We start from the raw sequence: 20,920 nt of genomic DNA, 5'->3' as shown, positions 1-20,920 counted from the left end.
GTTTACCTGTGGGTGGGTCGCCTCGGGGACCGACCGGGCAGATTATTCTGCAGCTTCGATTTCGCCATTGTTGATCTGCTCCTGTTCGATCGACTCGAACAGCGCCTTGAAGTTGCCCTCGCCAAAGCCGTCATCGCCCTTGCGCTGGATGAACTCAAAGAAGATCGGCCCGATCACGGTCTTGGAGAAGATCTGCAGCAGGATGCGGGTTTCGCCGCCGTCCACCACACCCTCGCCGTCGATCAGGATACCGTGTTTCTGCATCCGGTCGAGCGGCTCTTCATGGCCTTTCACCCGGTCCTGGCTCATGGCGTAATAGGTCTCTGGCGGGGCCGGCATGAACTGGATGCCGCGCTCGGAAATCTCGTCCGTCGCATCATAGATGTCGCGCGCGCCGACGGCGATATGCTGGATGCCCTCGCCGTTGTACTTCTTCAGATAGGCTACGATCTGGCCGGTCTCGCCGCGGTCCTCGTTGATCGGGATGCGGATGCGGCCACAGGGCGAGGTCAGCGCGCGGCTGAAGAGGCCGGTGAACTTGCCCTGGATGTCGAAAAAGCGGATTTCCTTGAAGTTGAACAGATCACCGTAAAAGTTGAACCACTTGTCCATGTTGCCCTTGAACACGTTGTGGGTCAGGTGATCGAGGTAGTAGAACCCCACGCCGCGCGGCTTGGACTGCTTCAGCCACTCGAACTCCGTATTATAGGGCGAGGTCTCGTAATACTGGTCGATGAAGTAGATCAGCGAGCCGCCGATGCCCTTGATCGCGGGCACATCCATGGTCTTGTCGGCGCTCTCATAAGGCTCCGCACCCTTGGCAACCGCATGCTCAAAGGCCTTCTGCGCATCCACCACACGCCAGCCCATGGCCGGCGCGCAGGGGCCGTGCAGCTCGACGAACTTCTCTGCAAAGGTGCCTTTTTCGGCGTTCAGGATATAGGTGATATCGCCCTGCTGCCATAGCTCGATGCCCGGTTTGGTCTTGTGGCGGCCGACCAGCTCATAGCCCATTTTGGTGAACAGCTCGCGCAGTTCCTCCGGGTTGGGGCTGGCAAACTCGACAAACTCAAACCCGTCGGTGCCGGCGGGGTTCTCGTCGCTGATCACGGACTTCGGCGCGTCGTGGGGGAAGGGTCCCATGCGTATCTCCTGCGTTGCTTGCTACGTTGGCCTCATATTACCGCATCTGAGGTGCATATTTTGCGCAATCTCGCACTGAACCCTTTTACATTTCGCGCAAATCGCGCACCATGAAGCAGACATTCGGGGAATTCACGCATGCTTGACGCCATCGACATTAAATTGCTCGCACATTTGCAAAAGGACGCCCAGGCCACCGCGCAAGAGCTTGGCGAAGCTCTGCACCTCTCCTCCAGCCAGGCGGGGCGGCGGCGCCAACGCCTGGAGACCGAGGGCTATATCCAGAGCTATGTGGCCCGCCTCGACCCCGGAAAACTCGGTCTTGCGGTGCAGTGTTTCGTGCAGGTTCACCTGCACAGCCATGGGCCGGACAATGCCGCCAGCTTTGCCCGCTTGGTGGCCGGTCGGCCCGAGATCACCTCAGCCTGGACCATGACCGGCGAGGCGGATTACCTGCTGCGCGTCTATTGTCACGATCTGCAGGAGCTCAACACCTTGCTGCACGAGGTTGTTTTGCCACATCCCGCTGTCGGACGCGTGCACAGCCAAATCGTAATGGCACAGTTAAAGGGCGACAGCCCGCTACCAGTTTAAGAATACGTGAACTTCTGGCGGGCTATGGTGGGTCCAAATTGATCATTAGATGGAATCGCCCTCGTGTCTTTTGTCGACCGTCGCATTGAAACCCGCCCAAAAAGCGGAGCAGCTCCCTTCGAGTTGGATGAAGTGTTCTTCTCCAGGACCGATGAGCGTGGTGTTATCCAAGCCTGCAACTACGTGTTTCAGCGCGTATCTCACTACGAATGGGACGAGGTCCTGGGCGCGCCACACAAGATCATTCGCCACGCGGACACGCCAAAAGGCCTGTTTCAGATCTTCTGGGACACGCTGAAATCCGGCAATACCATCGGTGCATATGTAAAGAACAAGGCGAAGGACGGCCTGCATTATTGGGTGTTTGCGGCTGTTGTTCCCTGTGAAGGTGGCTATCTCTCTGCTCGCATCAAACCCTCCAGCAAATTGTTCAGCGATATTCAGGCACTCTATGCCAAGATGGTCAAAGCTGAGACCGAGGGCGGGCTGTCCCCCACCGAAAGCATGCAAATCATGCTCGACTGGGTCCATTCGAGGGGGTTTGACGACTATCAGCACTTTGCATCCCACGCGCTGGCCGAAGAACTCATCGCCCGTGACGAAGGACTGGGCCGCAAACCTGACCAGCAGATTTCCGATCTGCGCGATATGCTGCGCAATGCAGAGAAGCTGCTGGATGAGACACACGGCCTCGTAAAAGACTTCGAGGCGATGCACACGATCCCGCATAACCTGCGCGTCATTGCCTCGCGCATCGAACCATCGGGCGGGCCGGTGACCGTTCTCTCCCAGAACTACGGTGCAATGTCGCGGGAAATGTCAGACTGGTTCGAGCGCAACGTGATGGGCGAGAACACCAACTTCGCCACCGTCAAACACTCCGTGAACTCCAGCCTCTTCATCGCTGGTTTGACGCGCATACTGACGGAATGCGACGCCCAGTTGAAAATCGAGCGGCGCAACCTTGGCGACACCGAAATGGATACTGAGCGCCGGTTGCTCACCGACCTTGCAGAGCAGCAATCGAGTTTTGCCCAGTCGGGTATGGCCGAGGTGGATATCGAGGCAGACCGTATCATCAACGCCTGTCAGGTCATGCACCGTCATTTCCTCGGCCTCAGCTCGACCCGTGTGCTGTGCAAGATCGAGAGCGCTCGCCTTCCCTCCTCCGGCGAAACACTCTCGGATATCATCGACCAGTTGGGGGCCTTTCAGGAACGCATCTCGGAGCGGCTGGAACATATCGCCAAGCTTGGCGAGGAAATCCGCTCGATCGAAGCGCAATAACCCCCGCTGACTTAGGTTGACACATTTGCCCTCGGAGCCTGCCGCTTCGGGGGCAGATTGCATTGACGCGCGGGCGCCTCATCCAGCCCTGCAACATGCTGCACATCAGCCACGCTGATTTCTTTTTGTCGCACGGGGAGATAAGAACCGACGAAACGCGCCTATCTCTATGCCAAGTCTCCAAAATCTGGCAATATTATCTTATGGACAGTTTTCTCTCTCAAGCGTCAATTTATCTCGCCGCCGCCGTGATTGCCGTACCGATCGCCGCGCGCCTCGGCCTAGGATCGGTTCTCGGTTATCTCGCAGCCGGCATCATCATTGGCCCCATCCTCGGACTTGTTGGATCCGAAGCGGAGGACTTGCAGCACTTTGCCGAATTCGGCGTTGTGATGATGCTGTTCCTGATCGGTCTGGAGCTTGAGCCGCGCGCGCTCTGGGCGATGCGACACCATCTGATCGGGCTTGGAGGTCTGCAGATCTTTGCCTCGACGGGTCTGCTGGCCGGGGCGGCCATCGCATTTGGTCACACTTGGCAGGTCGGACTTGCCGTAGGCCTCGCGCTGTCGCTGTCCTCCACCGCGATCGTGCTGCAAACCCTGTCCGAGAAAGGTTTGACCAGAACCGGCGGCGGTCGGGCGACATTCTCCGTTCTGCTGACACAGGACATCGCGGTGATCCCGATTCTCGCACTCCTGCCTTTGCTCGCCACAGCGCCACTGACATCTCTGTCGCATGATGGCTCGATCCAACGCGGCGATAGTGCGGCAGATGCGGCACATCACTCCCTGTCACTGGTCGAGGGCATGCCAGGCTGGGCGGTGACCCTGATGACGATCGGGGCGGTGGCCTTTGTCATCCTCGCGGGCGTCTATCTGACCCGGCCGGTGTTTCGCTTCATCCATGCCTCCAACCTGCGCGAGATGTACACGGCGCTGGCGCTGCTGATCGTTGTCGGGATTTCCTTTTTGATGACACTGGTCGGCCTCTCCCCGGCGCTTGGTGCGTTTCTCGCCGGTGTGGTTCTGGCCAACAGCGAATTTCGACATGAACTGGAAAGTGACCTTGAGCCGTTCAAGGGCCTGCTGTTGGGGTTGTTCTTCATCACCGTCGGCGCGGGCATCAACTACCGCCTATTTCTGGCCGAACCGGGTGACGTGATCGGTCTGGCGCTTCTGGTGATCCTGACCAAAGGCACTGTGCTGTACTTCGTCGGCAAGGCGTTTGGCCTGAAAGGGCGCAATCACTGGCTCTTCACGCTCGGATTGGCACAAGCAGGCGAATTCGGCTTTGTCCTGCTGGCGTTCTCACTGCAACTGAACGTGGTGACGCCGGACCTGTCCGAGAAATTGTTGCTGGTGATCGCGCTGTCGATGCTGATCACGCCGCTTCTGTTCATCCTCTACGAGATCCTCTCCAACCGGATGAAGGACGCGCATGTGGAACACACGCCTGATGAGATCGACGAGGAAGGCACCGTCATCATCGCCGGGATTGGTCGCTTCGGCCAGATTGTGCACCGCCTGGTGAATGCCAGCGGCTTCAAGACTGTTCTTCTGGACAGTGACATGCAGGCCGTGCAGCTGATGCGCCGCTTCGGGGTCAAGAGTTTCCTTGGCGACCCCACCCGCCCGGAACTGCTGAAGGCCGCCGGAATTGCCAAGGCAAAGGTTCTGGTGGTTGCCCTGGACGATCAGGACAATGCCACCAAGCTTGTCGCCGATGCCCGGCGGAACTACCCGCATATTCACATCGTGGCCCGCGCCTATGATCGCAACCACGTGTTTGAACTCTACAAGGCGGGCGCCAACGATATCGTGCGCGAGATGTTCGATAGTTCGCTGCGCGCAGGTCGCTATGTTCTGGAGAACATCGGCCTCAGCGAGTACGAGGCCGCACAGGCAGAGCAGACCTTCTACGCACATGACCGGCACACTGTCCGGGAGCTGGCGGGGCACTGGATCCCCGGCACCCCTGCCAGCGAAAACCCCGCCTACATCAAGCGCGCACGGGAACTGGAGAAAGATCTGGAAACCGCGCTCCTGTCCCTCGCGGAGGAACACGTCAAACGGTCACGATGAGCTTCTCAGGCTGAACCGCGCTGCCCGGATGTGCGGCACTCAGCCGTCGGAGACGCCTGCCTCGGCAAAGGTTGCCATGCCGGTGTGGCAGGCCACTGCGCCCTTTAGCACCTGTATCGCCAATGCCGCACCAGAGCCTTCTCCCAGGCGCAGCCCAAGCGACAGCAGCGGTGCCTTGCCGAGATTTTGCAGCAGGGCCGCATGGGCGCCCTCTGCGCTTTGATGGCCGGCGATGGTGTGATCCAGCGCCCCATCGGCCACGCACGCCAGACAGGCCGCCGCCGCACAACAGATGAACCCATCCAGGATCACCGGGATGCGCAGCATGCGGGCCGCCGCGATCGCACCCGCCATTGCTGCAACTTCACGACCGCCCAGGCAGCGCAGAATATCCAGCCCGTCTGCGGATTGGTGAAGCGCCACGCCCTCAGCAACCACCTGCGCCTTCAGCGCAAGCCCGGCATCATCCACTCCCGTCCCACGACCGGTCCAGTCGGCGGCCTCTCCCCCATAGAGCGCATGGCAGATGGCCGCGGCAGAGGTGGTGTTGCCGATGCCCATCTCACCAACCACCAGCACGTCACAGGCCGGATCCACTGCCGCCCAGCCGGTTTGTAGCGCCGACAGGAACTCCGCTTCGGTCATTGCAGGAGCTGCGGTGAAATCGCTCGTCGGGCGATCAAGATCCAGCGCATGCACATCCATGCGCGCGCCTGCGAGTTTCGCAAGCTGGTTGATCGCCGCCCCGCCAGCCTTGAAATTGGCAACCATCTGCACCGTAACCTCTGCCGGAAAGGCTGAAACCCCCCGTGCGGTGACGCCGTGATTGCCCGCAAAAACAATCACCTGTGGCGCCGAGATGTCCGGCTTGTCGGTTCCGCGCCAGCTGCCGTACCAGATCGCGACGTCTTCGAGCTGTCCCAATGCGCCCGGTGGTTTTGTCAGTTGACCATTGCGGGCTTCGCAGCCTGCACGCGCGGTGGCATCGGCGACAGGCGCCTTGGAAAGCGCCGCGCGAAAGGCGGAGAGTGAGCTAAATTCTGGCAGCATGAAAAGCCTCGTTGCGTCGGACCGCACCGCGCAGGTAAAGCGGTGTCTGACCTGTTTACCCCCCGCGCCGCGCGCCGAGAAGACCTGCCAGAGGCATCACCATGCGAAAAAACGACTTCAAGGCAATGGATATACTGCTTGCGCTGGTGCTGCTGACCCGCCTGCCCCTGCCGCATTTGCATAAAAGCCGCTTTGGCCGCCAGGCCCATGCGGTCTGGGCCTTCCCGCTGGCGGGGCTGATCGTCGGACTTCTGGCGCTTGCGACCGCACAGCTGGCGCTGGGATGGTGGTCACCTGCCATCACCGCCGGTCTCGCATTGGCGGTGCAAGTGCTGATCACCGGCGCCATGCATGAAGACGGGCTGGCGGATACGGCGGACGGGCTTTGGGGTGGCTTTGACCGGGCAAGACGCCTTGAGATCATGAAAGACAGCCACATAGGCACCTATGGGGTGCTGGCACTGGGTCTGGGCTGCGGGCTGCGCTGGGTGACGCTGACCGCACTGCTGAGCGCTGGCATGATCTGGGCGCTGGTGGTCATGGCCGTCCTCAGCCGCGCTGCGATGCCGGTGATGATGGCCAGCCTGCCCCATGCGCGGGACACCGGCCTGTCGCACAGCGTTGGCCGCCCAAACGGCGCGCATGTGGTCGCCGGCGTTGTCCTTGCGCTAGGTCTGGGCATTGTCTGCATCGGCGTGACTGCGGTGGCTGTTGGCCTGTTGCTGGTGCCAGTGGTGCTCGGCCTGCGTGCCCTTGCCCGGGCGAAGATCGGCGGTCAGACCGGCGATATCCTCGGCGCCACACAGCAGCTCTGCGAAATCGCTGCCGGGCTTGCGCTCTTGGCACTGCTCTGACGCAGCAGATCGCAGTCCAGCGTACAGACAACAAAAAAGACCGCCCCACCGGGACGGCCCTTTGTGTTCACAGAACTGAATAAATCAGGCTGCCGCGCGCGAGGTCAGAACCTCATCCACTTGTTTGGCAGCTGCGATTTCATCGCCACCGGAGACCGCAGCAACTTCGCGCGTCATACGTTCCAGCGCCGCTTCATAAAGCTGACGCTCGGAATAACTCTGCTCGCGCTGATCGTCGGTCCGGTGCAGATCGCGGACCACTTCGGCGATCGAGATCAGATCGCCAGAGTTGATCTTCTGTTCGTATTCCTGCGCCCGGCGCGACCACATGGCCCGCTTGACCTTGGCCTTGCCCTTCAGCGTCTTCATCGCCTGCGCGATCACGTCCGGAGAGGACAGCGAGCGCATGCCAATGTCGACTGCCTTGTGGGTCGGAACCCGCAGGGTCATCTTGTCTTTCTCAAAGGTGATCACGAATAGCTCCAGCTTGTAGCCGGCCACTTCCTGCTCCTCGATCGACATAATCTGACCAACCCCATGGGCCGGATAGACAATATAATCGTTAGGGCGGAACTCGAGCTTCTTCGATTTGGTCATACAGGTCTTTCCTCGCGATGACACGGCAACCATGCCGACTTGGCCCACGCCACGACTCACCTGCGCGGCACATGAAACATGGGCCGCTGGGCATCGAATTGGCGCAGACAGCCCACCAAGAGACACACGAATCATGTGATCATCACGGCGGGCGATATTCTACGTATTTCGTTACATCCGTTAAATATAGCACAAAAACGCGCCCTCCGAAAGCGGCAGGGCACGTCAATATGACGTATGGGTCAATCTTTAACGCCTATTTCGCGCGAAATGCCCCGAAACAGCGCTGTCTCAGCCGCCTTCACCGGGCGCTTCGGAGAAGTATTTCTCCAGCTTGCCCTCTTCGCCGTCTTTCTCCTCATGACCCGGCAGCGGGTCCTTCTTGGAGACAATGACCGGCCAAAGCTCGGAGTACTTGCGGTTGAATTCCACCCATTTGTCCATATCCGGCTCGGTGTCCGGACGGATCGCGTCGGCGGGGCACTCTGGCTCGCATACACCACAGTCGATGCATTCATCGGGATGGATCACCAACGTGTTCTCACCCTCGTAGAAACAGTCAACCGGGCATACCTCGACGCAATCGGTGTACTTGCAGGCAATACAATTGTCCGTAACGACGTAGGTCATTTTGGCTTGGATCCCGTTCCAGTGTCTGGACGTTTAGCTAATCCACAAGCGTGCAGGCTTCAAGCCGTCAATGATCGTCCCAGACACGAGTAAGACCAAGCGCCCTGCGCTGCTTCTTATCCGGGCGACCTTTTCCCTCAAATTTGGGATTGGCAGGCGGTTTGTCCTGCGGCTCGGTCATATCAAGGTAAAGTGTCTGCGCCTCGGAGGCCGGGCCACGTCGCTCCGACAGGGCGGCGATGCGTACAACGCGCACCAGATACCCTTGGGGAAAAGTCAGAACGTCCCCAACGGAGACGTTCTGAGAAGGCTTTGAAACTTTTGCGCCATTCACGCGGACATGACCCGCCCCGACCTGTTTGGCTGCCAGCGAGCGGGTTTTGTAAAACCGCGCATGCCACAGCCACTTGTCGATCCGGATCTTGCCCGCGTGATCACTCATGACGCAATCAGTCGTCCTGTTTCAGCCCCATCAGCGCTGCGGCAAAGGGGTTGTCGGGGTCGATTTGCTTTTCCTTGCGCGGAGGACGGGAGGAATAGGTCTTGGCCCCCTTGTCACCACCACGGTCCGGACGGCCGCCTTTCTTGCCACCGGGCTTGCCCTGTGGCTTGCCACCACCGCGTGCATTGCCACGGCCTGCGCCGTCAGCTTTCTGACCGCGACCTTCGCCGCGACGCTGACCGCGTTGATTGCCGCCCTGACGCGGAGTACGCCCCCAGGTGAAGGTGTAGAACACCTCGATCTCGGGCTCCTCGATCGCAGCATCAGCAGCCTCACCCACCGGGGTTTCGGCATCTGCCGTCTCCGCGATCGGTTCCGCAACATCAGCATCGGAAGGCTCTGCCGCGACGGGCGCCACGCCTTCATCCGCAATCTCTTCGGTACCGGCTGGCACATCCGCAGCCGCTTCGGCTGCATCTGCGTCGACAGGTGCTGCGGCTGGTGTGGCTTCCGCTTCGGCGGCCGCATCCATCACCGGCTGATCCGCCGCAGGTGTCCCGCCTTCGGTCACCACGGCATCGACCGCCTTGACCTTGGTGCGTTCGCCCTTCTCTGCGCGGTAGCCAAGGCCCTGCATCAGATCGGAGAATTGCTCCAGCGTCATGCCGGTGATCGACAGCATGTCGGGCTTGGCTTCAAAGCCACCCCGGCTGTCCTCGGCCCGCAGCAGATCTGCGAGACGTTCCAGCATGTCGATCCGGATCATGCGCTGCCCGGCAGCACGATAGCCTGCCATGGTATCGTAGCCTTCGGGCGCTTCCGGCATCGACGGAACCGTCACCAGACCCGGAGGCGGCGCTTCGGGGAATTCCTGCAAGCCATTGGCCAGCGACCACAACAGCAGACGCAGACGGGTCGGCGCCGGTTTCAGCAGCAGCGGCATGAAGATGGTGAACTGGCCAAACCGGATGCCATGCTTGCGCAATGCACCACGGGCGTCCTGGTCCAGATCCTTCACCTCCTGCGCCACGCCAGCGCGCGGCAGAATGCCCAGCGATTCCACCATGCGGAAGGCAAAGCCACGGGCCAAACCGGAGAGGGCCTCATCCTTCTGCAGGTTGATCAGCGGCTCGAACAAAGCCTGGATCTTGCGCGAGATGAAATGCTGCAGGCGGCGTTCAACCTTCTGGGCCACATCCGGACCCGCGGCATCATCGACAAAAACCTCGATCTGCGGGGACAGCGCATCTGCGCCGGCCACCAATTTGCCGACAGCGTGTTCACCCCACATCAGGCCGCCCTGATCGGTGTAATCAATTTCGGTATCGGGTGCGTTGTAGAACCGGTCCGCACGCAGATGATACTGCGGCGCGAGCGCCTGCACCGACGCTGATTTCAGCGCCTTTGCCTCCGCTCCTTGTGCGGTCTTGTCCGGCGAGAACCGGAAGCCTTCGAGCTTACCGACGAATTCGCCTTCGACGGTCACTTCACCCTGGTCATTTACTTCGGCCAAAAGGGCCTCCTTCTGTTTGAGCCGGCGCATCAAAACAGATGTGCGCCGGTCCACAAATCGTTGCGTCAGACGCATATGCAGGGCGTCGGACAACCTGTCTTCTACAGTGCGGGTTTCCTCCCGCCAATGACTTTCGTCACGCAGCCAGCCCTTTCGCTGTGCCACATACGTCCATGTGCGGATAAACGCCAAGCGTTTCGACAATGTGTCAATATCGCCTTCCGTACGGTCAATCCGACGAATTTGACGGGCAAACCAGTCATCCGGCACCACACCGCCATCCTGAAGATAGCCGAAAATGCCGCTAAGCAAAGAAGAATGCTCTGCATGGCTAATGCCGCGGAAGTCGGGAATCCGGCACACATCCCACAACAGACGCACCGCCGGAGCCTCGCGCACCCTGTCGCGGATTGTCGCATCTTGCGCAAAACTCTTCAGCACCATCAGGTCATCGGCCTCGCGGGCCTTCAGCAGCACCTCATGGTCGGGGCTTGATTCGAGCGAGGCAATCAGCGCGTCGATGGAGCCAAACCGCAGGTCCGCCGACCGCCAGTTGAGCTTCTTCAGCGGCGTGAAGCGATGCTCCATGATCGCCTCGGCCACGCCCTCATCCAGAGGTCGGGCATCGCCGGTGACACCAAAGCTGCCATGGCTCATGCCGCGCCCCGCGCGACCGGCGATCTGCGCCAGCTCATTCGGCGCGAGCTCCCGCATGCGGCGGCCATCAAATTTCGAGGTAGAGGCGAAGGCCACGTGATCCACATCAAGGTTCAGCCCCATGCCGATGGCATCGGTGGCCACGAGGTAGTCCACCTCGCCATTCTGGTAGAGCTCGACCTGCGCATTGCGGGTGCGCGGGCTGAGCGCCCCCATCACCACCGCCGCACCCCCCTTCTGACGGCGCAGCAGTTCGGCAATGGCATAGACATTGTCGACGCTGAAGCCGACGATGGCGGTGCGCGGCGGCATCCGGCTGATTTTCTTGGAGCCCGCATAGACCAGTTCCGACAACCGCTCGCGCCGTACGAACTCCACCCCCGGCACCAGCGCAGAAATCGGCCCGCGCATGGTATCCGCGCCCAGAAACAGCGTCTCCGTCGTGCCGCGTGCATGCAGCAGCCGGTTGGTGAACACATGGCCGCGTTCCGGATCGGCACAAAGCTGGATTTCGTCGATGGCAAGGAAATCACAGCCCATGCCCTCGGGCATCGCCTCAACGGTACAGATCCAGTATTTCGCGCGCGGCGGCACGATCCGCTCTTCGCCGGTGACCAGCGCCACCACCGAGGGACCGCGCAAGCCTACGATCTTGTCATAAACCTCGCGTGCCAGCAGGCGCAGCGGGAAGCCCATGATCCCGGTCCGATAGCCTAGCATGCGATCAATCGCGTAGTGGGTCTTGCCTGTATTGGTCGGACCAAGGACGGCCATGACCCGGGATGCAGCTGTCATTGCATCAAACTCCACGCGCCCTGTCCTCCGGCAACCGCCGGCATCAGGGGATCAAATTCAGGGATCACTGCTCAGAGCGCGCTCATCACAGAGCCCGCCCCTCCACTTCGACGGACAGTCGATCCATCGCCTTGGTTACTTCCTCGTGATTGGGATGTATAGCCTTGGCGCGCTCATAGGCAGCATAGGCGCGCTTGGCATCGCCAAAGAACTCAAACACCTGCCCAAGCGCAAAGATGGCGTTGTAATCATTCGGGTTCAAGGCCAACGCCTGTTCCAGATCCGCAACCGCCGGCCCGTAACGCTCTGCGTTAAAGAAGGCCCGGGCGCGCTCCGACCAGCCCTCGGCGAACTGCGGCGCATGGTCGGTCAGTGCGGTCAGATGTTCGATGGCCGCCGCCCAGTCCTGCCGCTCCATCGCGTCCCGCCCCCGGCGCAGCAACAGATCCATCGACGGCGAGCCGCTGCTGCTCCAGACAGCCTGCAGTTCGCGCTCCAGCGCGGCGGCATCATTGGGATCGGCATCCCGCAGCCGTTCCAGCAGCGCATCTTCGCCCAAGGACGACAGGTTCACCGGCGCCGCTGTCTGTGCGGCGACAACAGATGATAGAGAGGGGATGACGGACAACGAGATTGCCGCCACGATAGCTTTGAGATTCGCGCAAGTTCTGCCCATACTTTGAAAGGTAACGGTCCAGGGTGCAAATACCAGTGCCCCGACCATCAGTTTCACAGTTTTGTGCAGAGGCGCAGAACCCGATTTAGGAAAGACGACATGAGCGACACTCTGGAACAGGCAGCCGCGACGCTGAACGAAAAGATGGACGGCGGCTTTGACAGCACTGCCAAGTTCGAGATCACCGACATGGGCTCGATCATTCTGGATGCCAATGGCGCCCGCGTCTCCGATGACGACGCCGAGGTGACCATGACGGCCGATGCGGAGACCTTTCAGGAAATCCTCTCCGGTGAGCTGAACCCGACGGCCGCCTTCATGGGGGGCAAGCTGACCATCGACGGCGACATGGGCGTGGCGATGCAGCTGGCACAAGCGCTGTCCTGACCGCCATGAAAGATCAGCCGATGGCAGAGACCTCACCCGCGCCATACTTCGCCGAGATCGCGCGCGGTCCCGACGATGGCGCAGCCCATTGGCTGACGACACGTGATGGCCTGCGGATCCGCGCAGGCCATTGGCGGCCCCAATCGGACGCTGCGGGAACCATTCTCATGTTCCCGGGGCGCACCGAATACATCGAAAAATACGGCCCCTTTGCGACCGAGATGACCGCACGCGGGTTTGCCGTGATCGCGGTGGACTGGCGGGGTCAGGGCTTGGCGGATCGCGCCCTTGCGGACCGTCGTCTGGGCCATGTCGACCGCTTTGCCGATTTTCACGAGGACGTCGCCGCGCTGCTCGCCCATGCCACGGCCCTCGATCTGCCAAAGCCCTGGTACATGATTGGCCACTCCATGGGCGGCGCCATCGGCCTGCGCGCCCTGCATCAGGGCCTGCCCGTTTCGGCCTGTGTCTTCACCGCGCCGATGTGGGGCATACGCATTCCCTTTGCCCTGCGTCCGCTGGCCCGGATCCTGACCCGCTTTGGCGCTCGACTGGGGCTGAGCGAGAGCTTGGTGCCCACCACCACCATCGAACAATATGTGCAAGTCACGCCGTTCGAGGGCAACAGTCTGACCAATGACCCCGAGATGTACGCCTTCCTGCAGATGCAGATGGAAAAACAGCCGGATCTTGTTCTCGGCGGCCCGACCGTCCAGTGGCTCGGACAGGCTATGGTGGAATGCGCGGCGCTTCGGGCGGAGGCCTCGCCGAATGTGCCCTGCATCACCTTCCTGGGCGACAGCGAGCAGATCGTCTCCACCGACGCCGTGCATGACCGCATGGCACGCTGGCCCGGCGGCAAACTGGATGTGGTCGCAGATGCCCAGCACGAAATCCTGATGGAGCGACCGGACACCCGGACGCGCGTTTTTGATGCCATCGCCGCACATTTCCGCGCGCACCGCTGATCCGTTTTCGATAGGGCAAGTTGGTGCTGCGACGCTGACTTTGCCACCCCCGCGCCGCGCGCGCCCGATCAGGGCGCGCGCGGCGCGGGTCGTTTCGGGCCTTGCCCGAAACGAACCCCCTCTGTTCGGTGGTTTCAGCAGGCATCTTCCGCTCGGCGCTTGTGCCTGCCGATACAGAGACCTAAGTGTTTCGGGAACCGATTTTCAGGCTCAGGCCGCTGCCGCGCATCCTCGCGGGCATGCCCACCCCTGCCAGACACCAGACGGAGGTCCCATGTTCCAACTCCCCTTCCCCGTGCGCGATGCCAATGCCTCTTCCGGCGCTGATGGCCTGGGCAAGCTGCCCGAATGGGATCTCAGCGATCTCTACACCTCCGAAGAGGCCCCCGAACTCAGCCGCGACCTCGACTGGCTGCAAGGGGAATGCGCCTCCTTCGCCGCCGACTATGAGGGCAAGCTGGCCGATCTGGACGCCGACGGCCTGCTGGCCTGCGTGCTGCGCAACGAGAAGATCAACAATATCGCCGGGCGCATCATGTCCTACGCCGGACTGCGCTACTACCAGCTGACCACCGATGCGGGGCGCGCCAAGTTCCTGTCCGATGTGCAGGAGAAGGTGACCGTCTTCACCACCCCGCTGGTGTTCTTCACGCTGGAGATCAACCGCATCGAGGACGGCAAGCTGGACGCGCTGTTTGCCGCCAATGCCGATCTGGCGCGCTACAAGCCTGTGTTCGACCGTATCCGCGCCATGAAGCCCTATCAGCTCTCCGACGAGCTGGAACGCTTCATGCATGACCTCGGCATCGTCGGCGACGCTTGGGAGAAACTCTTCGACGAAACCATCGCCGGCCTCACGTTTGAGATCGACGGCGAGGAACTGGGCATCGAGGCGACGCTCAACCATCTGACCGAGCAGGACCGCGCCAAGCGCGAGGCCGCCTCCCGCGAATTGGCCCGCGTCTTTGCCGACAACATCAAGACCTTTGCCCGCGTCCACAACACCCAGGCCAAAGAGAAAGAGATCATCGACCGCTGGCGCGGCATGCCCAGCCCGCAGACGGGCCGTCACCTGTCCAACGATGTGGAACCCGAGGTGGTCGAGGCCCTGCGCGAGGCGGTCGTGGCCGCCTACCCCAAGCTCTCCCACCGCTATTACGAGCTGAAGCGCAAATGGCTCGGTCTGGATCGTATGCAGGTCTGGGACCGCAACGCGCCGCTGCCGATGGAGGCCACCCGCATCGTCGACTGGGACGAAGCCCGCGACACGGTGATGGAGGCCTATGCCGCCTTTGATCCGCGCATGGGCGAGTTGGCAGAGCCGTTCTTCGACAAGGGCTGGATCGACGCGGGCGTGAAACCCGGCAAGGCCCCCGGCGCCTTTGCCCATCCCACCGTCACCAATGTGCACCCCTATGTGATGCTGAACTATCTCGGCAAACCGCGCGACGTGATGACCCTGGCGCATGAGCTGGGCCACGGCGTGCATCAGGTGCTGGCCGCCGATCAGGGCGAAATGCTCTCCTCCACCCCGCTGACGCTGGCAGAAACCGCGTCGGTGTTTGGCGAGATGCTGACCTTCCGCAAGATGCTGGAAAAGGCCAAGACCAAGGAAGAGCGCAAGGTGCTCCTCGCCGGCAAGGTCGAGGACATGATCAACACGGTCGTGCGCCAGATCGCCTTCTATGACTTTGAATGCAAACTGCACGCCGCCCGCGCCGAGGGCGAACTCACACCCGAGGACATCAACGCCCTGTGGATGAGCGTTCAGGCCGAAAGCCTTGGCGACGCGTTCGACTTCATGGAAGGATACGAGACTTTCTGGGCCTATATCCCGCATTTCGTGCATTCGCCCTTCTACGTCTATGCCTATGCCTTCGGCGACGGGCTGGTGAACGCGCTCTACTCGGTCTACGCCGAGGGCGCCGAGGGCTTCGAGGACAAGTATTTCGATATGCTGAAAGCCGGCGGCTCCAAGCACCACAAGGAACTTCTGGCGCCCTTTGGCCTGGACGCCTCAGATCCCAAGTTCTGGGACAAGGGGCTGTCGATGATCTCCGGGATGATCGACGAGCTGGAAGCCATGGAAGAGTAAGGCTTTCCGCATAGAAGCCATTCGATGGCAACGATGCTGAAAACACTCTAAAATTGATCCCTCAAGGCCCGCCGCATCGTGACGGCGGGTCTTTTTTATGCATCTTTACCGCACCATGACGACGCGACCCGGAATCGAATTTCAGCGACTTGAAAAGTCCGACCATGATCTGGTCCGCCACATCGAGGTGGCTCCGGAGCAGATCGTCTATTGTGGTACCATCGACATGGCCTTCGCCTCGCAGGAGGACCGGATTGACCTTTACGCCATCCGCGCTGCGGGCGCGGCCGTTGGGTTTTTCAAGATCGACCTGAAATATCCGCAAACCTATGGCTTCGCCCATTACGGCGACCTCGGCCTGCGCGCCTTCATGATCGACTACCACCATCAGGGGCGCGGCATCGGGCGCGCCACATTGGCAGCGCTGCCGAATGCGCTGCGCCACCTCTACCCGGGCGCGCGGGCGTTGGTGCTGACCGTGAACATCCGCAACCAGATTGCGGTGCGCAGCTATTTGCAGGCCGGATTTGTCGACACCGGTGACATCCATGACGGGGGTCTTGCCGGCCCCCAACACGTCATGCGGCTGCCGCTGCGTCCCGCCTGATCGGGCTCGGCACATCCAGCCGCAGCCCCTCACCTCACGTCATCGAGATCACTTCAACTGGCTGTCCTTGCTGCCACGCCGGTTGACGCCGCCCCGAAGCTGCTGAGACCCATCGCGCTCTTGCTGACAATCGATGCAGAGTTTCACGCCGGGGATGGCGCGTCGCCGGGCTTCGGGGATCTCCTCCTCGCAATCAGCACAATGGGTCAGGCTCTCGCCGACCGGGGCACGACGCGTCTTGAGACGCGCCAGCTCGTCCGAGATCGATGCCTCGATCTGTTCGCTTACCGCGCCATCCTTTGCCCAGCCGCCAGCCATCGCCACGCCTCCCAGTTGTCGTGGCACCCATGCTAGACCCGGCCGCCACGGCCGGGCAACCCTGATATCAAAATCGACACTTTCGAGGGGTTGCGCCGTGCGACGCACGTCGCCCGGCGGCAGGCCGCGCCTCCGGCGCGGCCTGCCCGGCCCAAGGGGCCGATCTGCATGTTCCATGCAGAGGGGACGCGCGGGAGCGCCCCCCCCCCTTACGCCTCGACCTCCCTGATCAGAGGTCCGTTGCGACCTCGAACACCCGATCCATCATCGCCTGCGTGCCACGGGAGAACTCCAGCGGGCAGGCATAGGGCACGCCCTCGCGCAGTGATCGACCAAAAGCCTCCACCTGCAGCTTGTAGTGATCCGCCAGCGGGAACCGCTCCGCAATCACCTGACCGGTCCCTGCCGCATGGGATGTCTGGTGCAGCTCCAACCGTGCCTCGCCAAAGACGCGTGGATTGAAGGGCGCCGTGAGGCGCAGCACGCCCTTGTCGCCGTGAAACAGCATCTCCTGATAGGGCTGCATGCGGGTGCTGACATAGGCGGTGTAGAGGAACCCCGGGAACCGCGCCTGCACGTTCGACAACACATCGACGCCATTCTCCCATTCGATCTGGGCGCTGACCTCCACCGGCTCCTCCCCGGTCACAAACCGGGCCGAGCCAAAGACATAGACGCCAATGTCGCGCAGCGCGCCACCGCCGGTTTCGGGGCGGTTGCGGATGTTGTCCACATCCTGCCGGTTGTCAAAGGAGAACCTGCCCGACACATGCCGGAGCTGCCCAAGCGCCCCCGATTGGACCAGCTCCTGCACCCGCTGCCACTGCGGGTGATGCACGATCATATAGGCCTCTGCCGCCAGCACGCCCGCGGCGTCCCGCGCCGCGATCAACTGATCAAATTCAGCCTCCTGCAAGGTTGCGGGTTTTTCTACCAGCACGTGCTTGCCCGCCTGCATCGCCTTCACTGCCCATTCCACATGCAGGTGGTTGGGCAGCGGGATATAGACCGCGTCAATCGACGGGTCCGCCAGCAGCGCCTCATAGCTCTCATGCACCGTGATCCCGGGCGCAAAGGACTGAAACGGCACCGCCTTCTCGGCGCTGGAGGTTGCCAGCCCGGCCAGTTCCGCCCCCTCTGCCGCATGAATGGCGGGCGCCATATGTTCGCGCGCGAATTTGGCCGCCCCTAGGACGCCCCACCGGACCGGGTTTGTCATGACTTCTCTCCTTCGTTCAGGGAATCCTGTTTGCGCTCACATTAGCTCTGACGTGACGGCGGGGCAAATTTTGCCGACCATCCACCCCCGCACGCTTTCTTCTTGCGTTGTCAGTGTCCTCGCCTAGCCTGCGCGAAAAAGCAGATGGAGGATCAGGACAATGGCAACACTCGCAAGATGGCTTCGACGGCTCGTGATACTCTGCGGCCTCGCAGTGGTCGCCTTCCTGCTCTTTGCCCCTGCCTATGTGGAGAAAAGCCGCAATCGCGTCGTCGAACATGCCCCCTATGACGTCAGCGCCACGGCTCAGGCGCTCCACCACAGTCTGACGATCGGCGATCTGCACGCCGATCCGCTCCTGTGGAAGCGCGATCTGACCGAGCGTGGCACCCGCGGACATGTGGATATTCCCCGCCTCATCGAGGGCAACGTCGCCCTGCAGGTCTTTACCGCGGTCACCAAATCCCCTGCCGGTCAGAACTACGATCACAATGAGACCGACGCGATGGACAACATCACGCTGCTGGCGGTCGGCCAGCTGTGGCCACTGCCCACCTGGTCGTCGCTCTATGAACGTGCGCTCTATCAGGCGCAGAAACTGCATCGCTTTCAGGAGCGGTCCGAGGGGCGCCTCAGGATCATCCGCACCGAGGCGGACCTCGACGCGCTGCTTGAGCTCAAAGCAGCGGGCGATGATGTGGTCGGCGGGCTGCTTGGCATCGAAGGGGCCCATCCGCTGGAAGGTGACATCGACAAGTTGCAGGGGCTGGTGGACGCGGGCTACCGCCTCATCGGGCTACAGCACTTCTTTGACAACGCCCTTGGCGGCTCCCTCCACGGCAGCAACGATCAAGGCCTGACCGAGTTCGGGCGTGATGTCGTCGCGGCCTCCGTCGCGCAGGGGTTGATCCTGGACGTGGCGCATTCCAGCCCGCAGGTGGTGCGCGACGTGATCGAGATGACAGATGTGCCCATCGTTCTGTCTCACGGCGGCATTCAAAAGGTCTGCCCGGTGAAGCGGAACCTCCCCGATGCGCTGATGCAGGAGATTGCCGCAACAGGGGGCGTCATTGGCATCGGCTACTGGGCCGATGCGGTCTGTGATGCCTCCCCGGCCGGGATCGCCCGCGCGATCCGCGGTGCGATCGAGGTGGTCGGCGCGAATCACGTGGCCCTCGGATCCGACTTTGACGGCTCTGTCGAAACCACCTTCGACACCTCCGAACTGGCGGCACTGACCCAGGCGATGCTCGACGAAGGCCTCTCGGAGTCGCAGATCCGCAAAGTAGCAGGCGAGAACATGCTCCGGGTGATCCGCGCCCGCCTCGACTAACCCAGGCTCCGGCCCCATCTCTGACGCCTCAAGAACGCGCACCCCATTGATGGTGCGCGTTTTTTCTTGGCAGGCGCGAAACCTGACCGCAACAGTCGGAATAAATACCCGACAACATCAGTCAAGTATTTGATTTTACTCGTTTTTTTCATTGACGCCGGATCGCACTCGCATTAGAAAGATCTCAACTGCAGCAAGCCAGATGATCAGGCCGCCAGTAGCAAGCCCTCCAGCCAAGATCCAGATGGATCTCAGCCAGATCGCAAGCCACGCCAGCTCCCCACGTCATCAAGCCAGCAATAGTAGTGTCGCGCTGTCGCCCGCTCCGCCATTTCGCAGCCAGCATCCGCAGCGCCATCCAGGCAAATCACATGCCAGCCACGCCAGGTTTTAGCCGCATTGCGGCATGTCAAACCCAGCAGCACGCGCGATCCACCACGATAACATCTGAACTGCATGGGCTGTTTTGCCCGCCCGCCGCGCCGATTTCGGAGCGCGCCAGCCAGCTTCGCCCTCTGCCCGACTCATCGCCCCCTGCCCGACGACGCGCGGATGTATTCTCTCCTGCGCCTCGCGCAGACAGACGCCTCGTCCATGGCATCAGTCCTCCCTCTCTCGCAGTCACGTCACCGTCGCGCGCCCACGATGTCTCCAAGCCGGGTGCGCCCAGTGCGGAAACGACAAAGGGGCCACCATTCGGTGACCCCTGATTTGTCAACGCCGAGGGAGAAAGGCGCCAGTGACAAACATCTTGCGGACGCAGCAGATCAGGCTTGTTGCAACATGCCCTTGCCTGCAGCCAGATCCCGCATCTTCTTCTGCAGCTTCTCAAAGGCACGCACCTCGATCTGGCGAATGCGCTCCCGGCTGACGTCATATTGGCCGCTCAGCTCTTCCAGCGTCTTGGCCTGATCAGCCAGGCGGCGCTGCGAAAGGATGTCCTTCTCACGGTCGTTGAGAACACTCATGGCTTCGGCCAACAGCTCCCGACGCGCTTCCAGTTCATCGCGGGCCTCGTAGTCACCCGCCTGATCGGCGCTTTCGTCCTCCAGCCAGTCCTGCCACTGCATGGTGCTGTCACCATCGCTGCCCACCATGGCGTTCAGCGAGGCGTCACCACCGGACATGCGCCGGTTCATCGAAATCACCTCGGTCTCGGTCACGCCAAGATCCGTGGCGATTTTCTTGACCACCTCGGGACGCAGATCGCCATCTTCAAGCGCACCAATACGGGCCTTGGCCTTGCGCAGGTTGAAGAAGAGTTTTTTCTGCGCCGACGTGGTGCCCAGCTTCACCAGGCTCCAGGACCGCAGGATATATTCCTGGATCGAGGCCCGGATCCACCACATGGCATAAGTCGCCAGACGAAAGCCCTTTTCGGGATCAAACCGCTTCACCGCCTGCATCAGACCCACATTCGCCTCAGAGATCACCTCGGCCTGCGGCAGACCGTAGCCGCGATAGCCCATGGCAATTTTCGCGGCCAGACGCAGGTGCGACGTCACCATCTTATGCGCGGATTCAGTATCCTGCTCTTCGACCCAACGCTTCGCCAGCATATATTCTTCTTCCGGCTCCAGCAGTGGGAACTTCCGGATCTCCTGCATGTAGCGGTTCAGGCCACCTTCGGGAGATGGGGCGGGCAGGTTTGCATAATTTGCCATCAGATCTGTC

19 protein-coding genes are annotated in these 20,920 nt (G+C 61.5%); 9 read left to right on the top strand and 10 right to left on the bottom strand.

Going from position 1 to position 20,920, the window contains the following annotated elements; all coding sequences use genetic code 11:
- Nucleotides 1-42: 42 nt before the first annotated feature.
- Nucleotides 43-1,143: a 4-hydroxyphenylpyruvate dioxygenase gene (gene hppD, locus R0J92_RS01890; protein ID WP_411050539.1), complete on the bottom strand. Its 1,101-nt coding sequence runs from the start codon at nucleotides 1,141-1,143 to the stop codon at nucleotides 43-45.
- A 138-nt stretch (nucleotides 1,144-1,281) separates the two neighbouring features.
- Between hppD and R0J92_RS01885 the strand changes: the two genes are divergently transcribed.
- From R0J92_RS01885 to R0J92_RS01875, 3 genes are all read left to right on the top strand, one after another.
- Nucleotides 1,282-1,737 (top strand): Lrp/AsnC family transcriptional regulator, encoded by a 456-nt coding sequence (locus R0J92_RS01885; protein WP_106162273.1) that lies wholly within the window; start codon nucleotides 1,282-1,284, stop codon nucleotides 1,735-1,737.
- Nucleotides 1,738-1,800: 63 nt separating this feature from the next.
- Nucleotides 1,801-3,024: a chemotaxis protein gene (locus R0J92_RS01880; protein ID WP_317386819.1), complete on the top strand. Its 1,224-nt coding sequence runs from the start codon at nucleotides 1,801-1,803 to the stop codon at nucleotides 3,022-3,024.
- Between the two features lie 203 nt (nucleotides 3,025-3,227).
- Nucleotides 3,228-5,105: a monovalent cation:proton antiporter-2 (CPA2) family protein gene (locus tag R0J92_RS01875; RefSeq protein ID WP_411050538.1), complete on the top strand. Its 1,878-nt coding sequence runs from the start codon at nucleotides 3,228-3,230 to the stop codon at nucleotides 5,103-5,105.
- A 39-nt stretch (nucleotides 5,106-5,144) separates the two neighbouring features.
- Here the strand turns inward: R0J92_RS01875 and cobT are convergent, their stop codons facing one another.
- Nucleotides 5,145-6,155, bottom strand: coding sequence for a nicotinate-nucleotide--dimethylbenzimidazole phosphoribosyltransferase (cobT, locus tag R0J92_RS01870; protein WP_411050537.1), 1,011 nt, complete (start codon nucleotides 6,153-6,155; stop codon nucleotides 5,145-5,147).
- Between the two features lie 101 nt (nucleotides 6,156-6,256).
- On the opposite strand from cobT, the gene cobS reads away from it, so the two are divergent.
- Nucleotides 6,257-7,009 (top strand): adenosylcobinamide-GDP ribazoletransferase, encoded by a 753-nt coding sequence (gene cobS / locus R0J92_RS01865; protein WP_411050536.1) that lies wholly within the window; start codon nucleotides 6,257-6,259, stop codon nucleotides 7,007-7,009.
- An 84-nt stretch (nucleotides 7,010-7,093) separates the two neighbouring features.
- On the opposite strand, the gene R0J92_RS01860 is transcribed toward cobS, so the two are convergent.
- The 5 genes from R0J92_RS01860 to R0J92_RS01840 all read right to left on the bottom strand — a co-directional run bounded on the left by R0J92_RS01860 (nucleotide 7,094) and on the right by R0J92_RS01840 (nucleotide 12,286).
- Complete coding sequence (locus R0J92_RS01860) at nucleotides 7,094-7,606, bottom strand: CarD family transcriptional regulator (RefSeq protein WP_106162268.1); 513 nt, start codon at nucleotides 7,604-7,606, stop codon at nucleotides 7,094-7,096.
- A gap of 291 nt (nucleotides 7,607-7,897) precedes the next feature.
- Nucleotides 7,898-8,236, bottom strand: coding sequence for a ferredoxin FdxA (gene fdxA / locus R0J92_RS01855; protein WP_106162267.1), 339 nt, complete (start codon nucleotides 8,234-8,236; stop codon nucleotides 7,898-7,900).
- A 67-nt stretch (nucleotides 8,237-8,303) separates the two neighbouring features.
- Nucleotides 8,304-8,678, bottom strand: coding sequence for an RNA-binding S4 domain-containing protein (locus R0J92_RS01850; RefSeq protein ID WP_106162266.1), 375 nt, complete (start codon nucleotides 8,676-8,678; stop codon nucleotides 8,304-8,306).
- A 7-nt stretch (nucleotides 8,679-8,685) separates the two neighbouring features.
- Nucleotides 8,686-11,643 (bottom strand): helicase-related protein, encoded by a 2,958-nt coding sequence (locus R0J92_RS01845; protein WP_411050535.1) that lies wholly within the window; start codon nucleotides 11,641-11,643, stop codon nucleotides 8,686-8,688.
- Nucleotides 11,644-11,728: 85 nt separating this feature from the next.
- A complete protein-coding gene (locus R0J92_RS01840) occupies nucleotides 11,729-12,286 on the bottom strand; it encodes a tetratricopeptide repeat protein (RefSeq protein WP_106162341.1) in 558 nt (185 codons plus the stop codon).
- Between the two features lie 132 nt (nucleotides 12,287-12,418).
- Between R0J92_RS01840 and R0J92_RS01835 the strand changes: the two genes are divergently transcribed.
- From R0J92_RS01835 to R0J92_RS01820, 4 genes are all read left to right on the top strand, one after another.
- The gene (locus tag R0J92_RS01835) at nucleotides 12,419-12,706 is read left to right on the top strand and encodes an SCP2 sterol-binding domain-containing protein (RefSeq protein ID WP_106162265.1); all 288 of its coding nucleotides are present in this window, start codon (nucleotides 12,419-12,421) and stop codon (nucleotides 12,704-12,706) included.
- Between the two features lie 5 nt (nucleotides 12,707-12,711).
- Entirely contained in the window at nucleotides 12,712-13,674 is a 963-nt protein-coding gene (locus tag R0J92_RS01830) for an alpha/beta hydrolase (protein WP_411050534.1), read from the top strand.
- 274 nt (nucleotides 13,675-13,948) lie between these two features.
- Entirely contained in the window at nucleotides 13,949-15,769 is a 1,821-nt protein-coding gene (locus R0J92_RS01825) for a M3 family oligoendopeptidase (protein ID WP_411050533.1), read from the top strand.
- A gap of 115 nt (nucleotides 15,770-15,884) precedes the next feature.
- Nucleotides 15,885-16,376: a GNAT family N-acetyltransferase gene (locus R0J92_RS01820; protein WP_411050532.1), complete on the top strand. Its 492-nt coding sequence runs from the start codon at nucleotides 15,885-15,887 to the stop codon at nucleotides 16,374-16,376.
- 48 nt (nucleotides 16,377-16,424) lie between these two features.
- On the opposite strand, the gene R0J92_RS01815 is transcribed toward R0J92_RS01820, so the two are convergent.
- Nucleotides 16,425-16,694: a DksA/TraR family C4-type zinc finger protein gene (locus R0J92_RS01815; RefSeq protein WP_317386827.1), complete on the bottom strand. Its 270-nt coding sequence runs from the start codon at nucleotides 16,692-16,694 to the stop codon at nucleotides 16,425-16,427.
- A 229-nt stretch (nucleotides 16,695-16,923) separates the two neighbouring features.
- Nucleotides 16,924-17,913 carry a Gfo/Idh/MocA family protein gene (locus R0J92_RS01810; protein WP_411050531.1) on the bottom strand — a complete coding sequence of 330 codons (990 nt, stop codon included), beginning with the start codon at nucleotides 17,911-17,913 and terminating at the stop codon, nucleotides 16,924-16,926.
- 160 nt (nucleotides 17,914-18,073) lie between these two features.
- On the opposite strand from R0J92_RS01810, the gene R0J92_RS01805 reads away from it, so the two are divergent.
- Nucleotides 18,074-19,246 carry a dipeptidase gene (locus R0J92_RS01805; RefSeq protein ID WP_411050529.1) on the top strand — a complete coding sequence of 391 codons (1,173 nt, stop codon included), beginning with the start codon at nucleotides 18,074-18,076 and terminating at the stop codon, nucleotides 19,244-19,246.
- 767 nt (nucleotides 19,247-20,013) lie between these two features.
- Here R0J92_RS01805 and rpoH read toward each other — a convergent pair.
- Nucleotides 20,014-20,910: an RNA polymerase sigma factor RpoH gene (gene rpoH, locus R0J92_RS01800; RefSeq protein ID WP_106162258.1), complete on the bottom strand. Its 897-nt coding sequence runs from the start codon at nucleotides 20,908-20,910 to the stop codon at nucleotides 20,014-20,016.
- Nucleotides 20,911-20,920: the final 10 nt, after the last annotated feature.

It is taken from the genome of Tritonibacter sp. SIMBA_163, from assembly GCF_046535935.1.
GTDB classification, from domain to species: Bacteria; Pseudomonadota; Alphaproteobacteria; order Rhodobacterales; family Rhodobacteraceae; genus Epibacterium; species Epibacterium scottomollicae.
This window is presented reverse-complemented; position numbering and strand designations above follow the sequence as displayed.

Excerpts from the sequence above, each read along its gene's own strand:
- R0J92_RS01885 (WP_106162273.1), top strand. The coding sequence starts at position 1,282 with ATGCTTGACGCCATCGACATTAAATTGCTCGCACATTTGCAAAAGGAC.
- R0J92_RS01815 (WP_317386827.1), bottom strand. The coding sequence starts at position 16,694 with ATGGCTGGCGGCTGGGCAAAGGATGGCGCGGTAAGCGAACAGATCGAG.
- hppD (WP_411050539.1), bottom strand. The coding sequence starts at position 1,143 with ATGGGACCCTTCCCCCACGACGCGCCGAAGTCCGTGATCAGCGACGAG.
- R0J92_RS01835 (WP_106162265.1), top strand. The coding sequence starts at position 12,419 with ATGAGCGACACTCTGGAACAGGCAGCCGCGACGCTGAACGAAAAGATG.
- R0J92_RS01875 (WP_411050538.1), top strand. The coding sequence starts at position 3,228 with ATGGACAGTTTTCTCTCTCAAGCGTCAATTTATCTCGCCGCCGCCGTG.
- R0J92_RS01845 (WP_411050535.1), bottom strand. The coding sequence starts at position 11,643 with ATGACAGCTGCATCCCGGGTCATGGCCGTCCTTGGTCCGACCAATACA.
- R0J92_RS01850 (WP_106162266.1), bottom strand. The coding sequence starts at position 8,678 with ATGAGTGATCACGCGGGCAAGATCCGGATCGACAAGTGGCTGTGGCAT.
- R0J92_RS01810 (WP_411050531.1), bottom strand. The coding sequence starts at position 17,913 with ATGACAAACCCGGTCCGGTGGGGCGTCCTAGGGGCGGCCAAATTCGCG.
- cobS (WP_411050536.1), top strand. The coding sequence starts at position 6,257 with ATGCGAAAAAACGACTTCAAGGCAATGGATATACTGCTTGCGCTGGTG.
- R0J92_RS01830 (WP_411050534.1), top strand. The coding sequence starts at position 12,712 with ATGAAAGATCAGCCGATGGCAGAGACCTCACCCGCGCCATACTTCGCC.
- R0J92_RS01860 (WP_106162268.1), bottom strand. The coding sequence starts at position 7,606 with ATGACCAAATCGAAGAAGCTCGAGTTCCGCCCTAACGATTATATTGTC.
- R0J92_RS01820 (WP_411050532.1), top strand. The coding sequence starts at position 15,885 with ATGACGACGCGACCCGGAATCGAATTTCAGCGACTTGAAAAGTCCGAC.
- R0J92_RS01825 (WP_411050533.1), top strand. The coding sequence starts at position 13,949 with ATGTTCCAACTCCCCTTCCCCGTGCGCGATGCCAATGCCTCTTCCGGC.
- cobT (WP_411050537.1), bottom strand. The coding sequence starts at position 6,155 with ATGCTGCCAGAATTTAGCTCACTCTCCGCCTTTCGCGCGGCGCTTTCC.
- R0J92_RS01805 (WP_411050529.1), top strand. The coding sequence starts at position 18,074 with ATGGCAACACTCGCAAGATGGCTTCGACGGCTCGTGATACTCTGCGGC.
- rpoH (WP_106162258.1), bottom strand. The coding sequence starts at position 20,910 with ATGGCAAATTATGCAAACCTGCCCGCCCCATCTCCCGAAGGTGGCCTG.
- fdxA (WP_106162267.1), bottom strand. The coding sequence starts at position 8,236 with ATGACCTACGTCGTTACGGACAATTGTATTGCCTGCAAGTACACCGAT.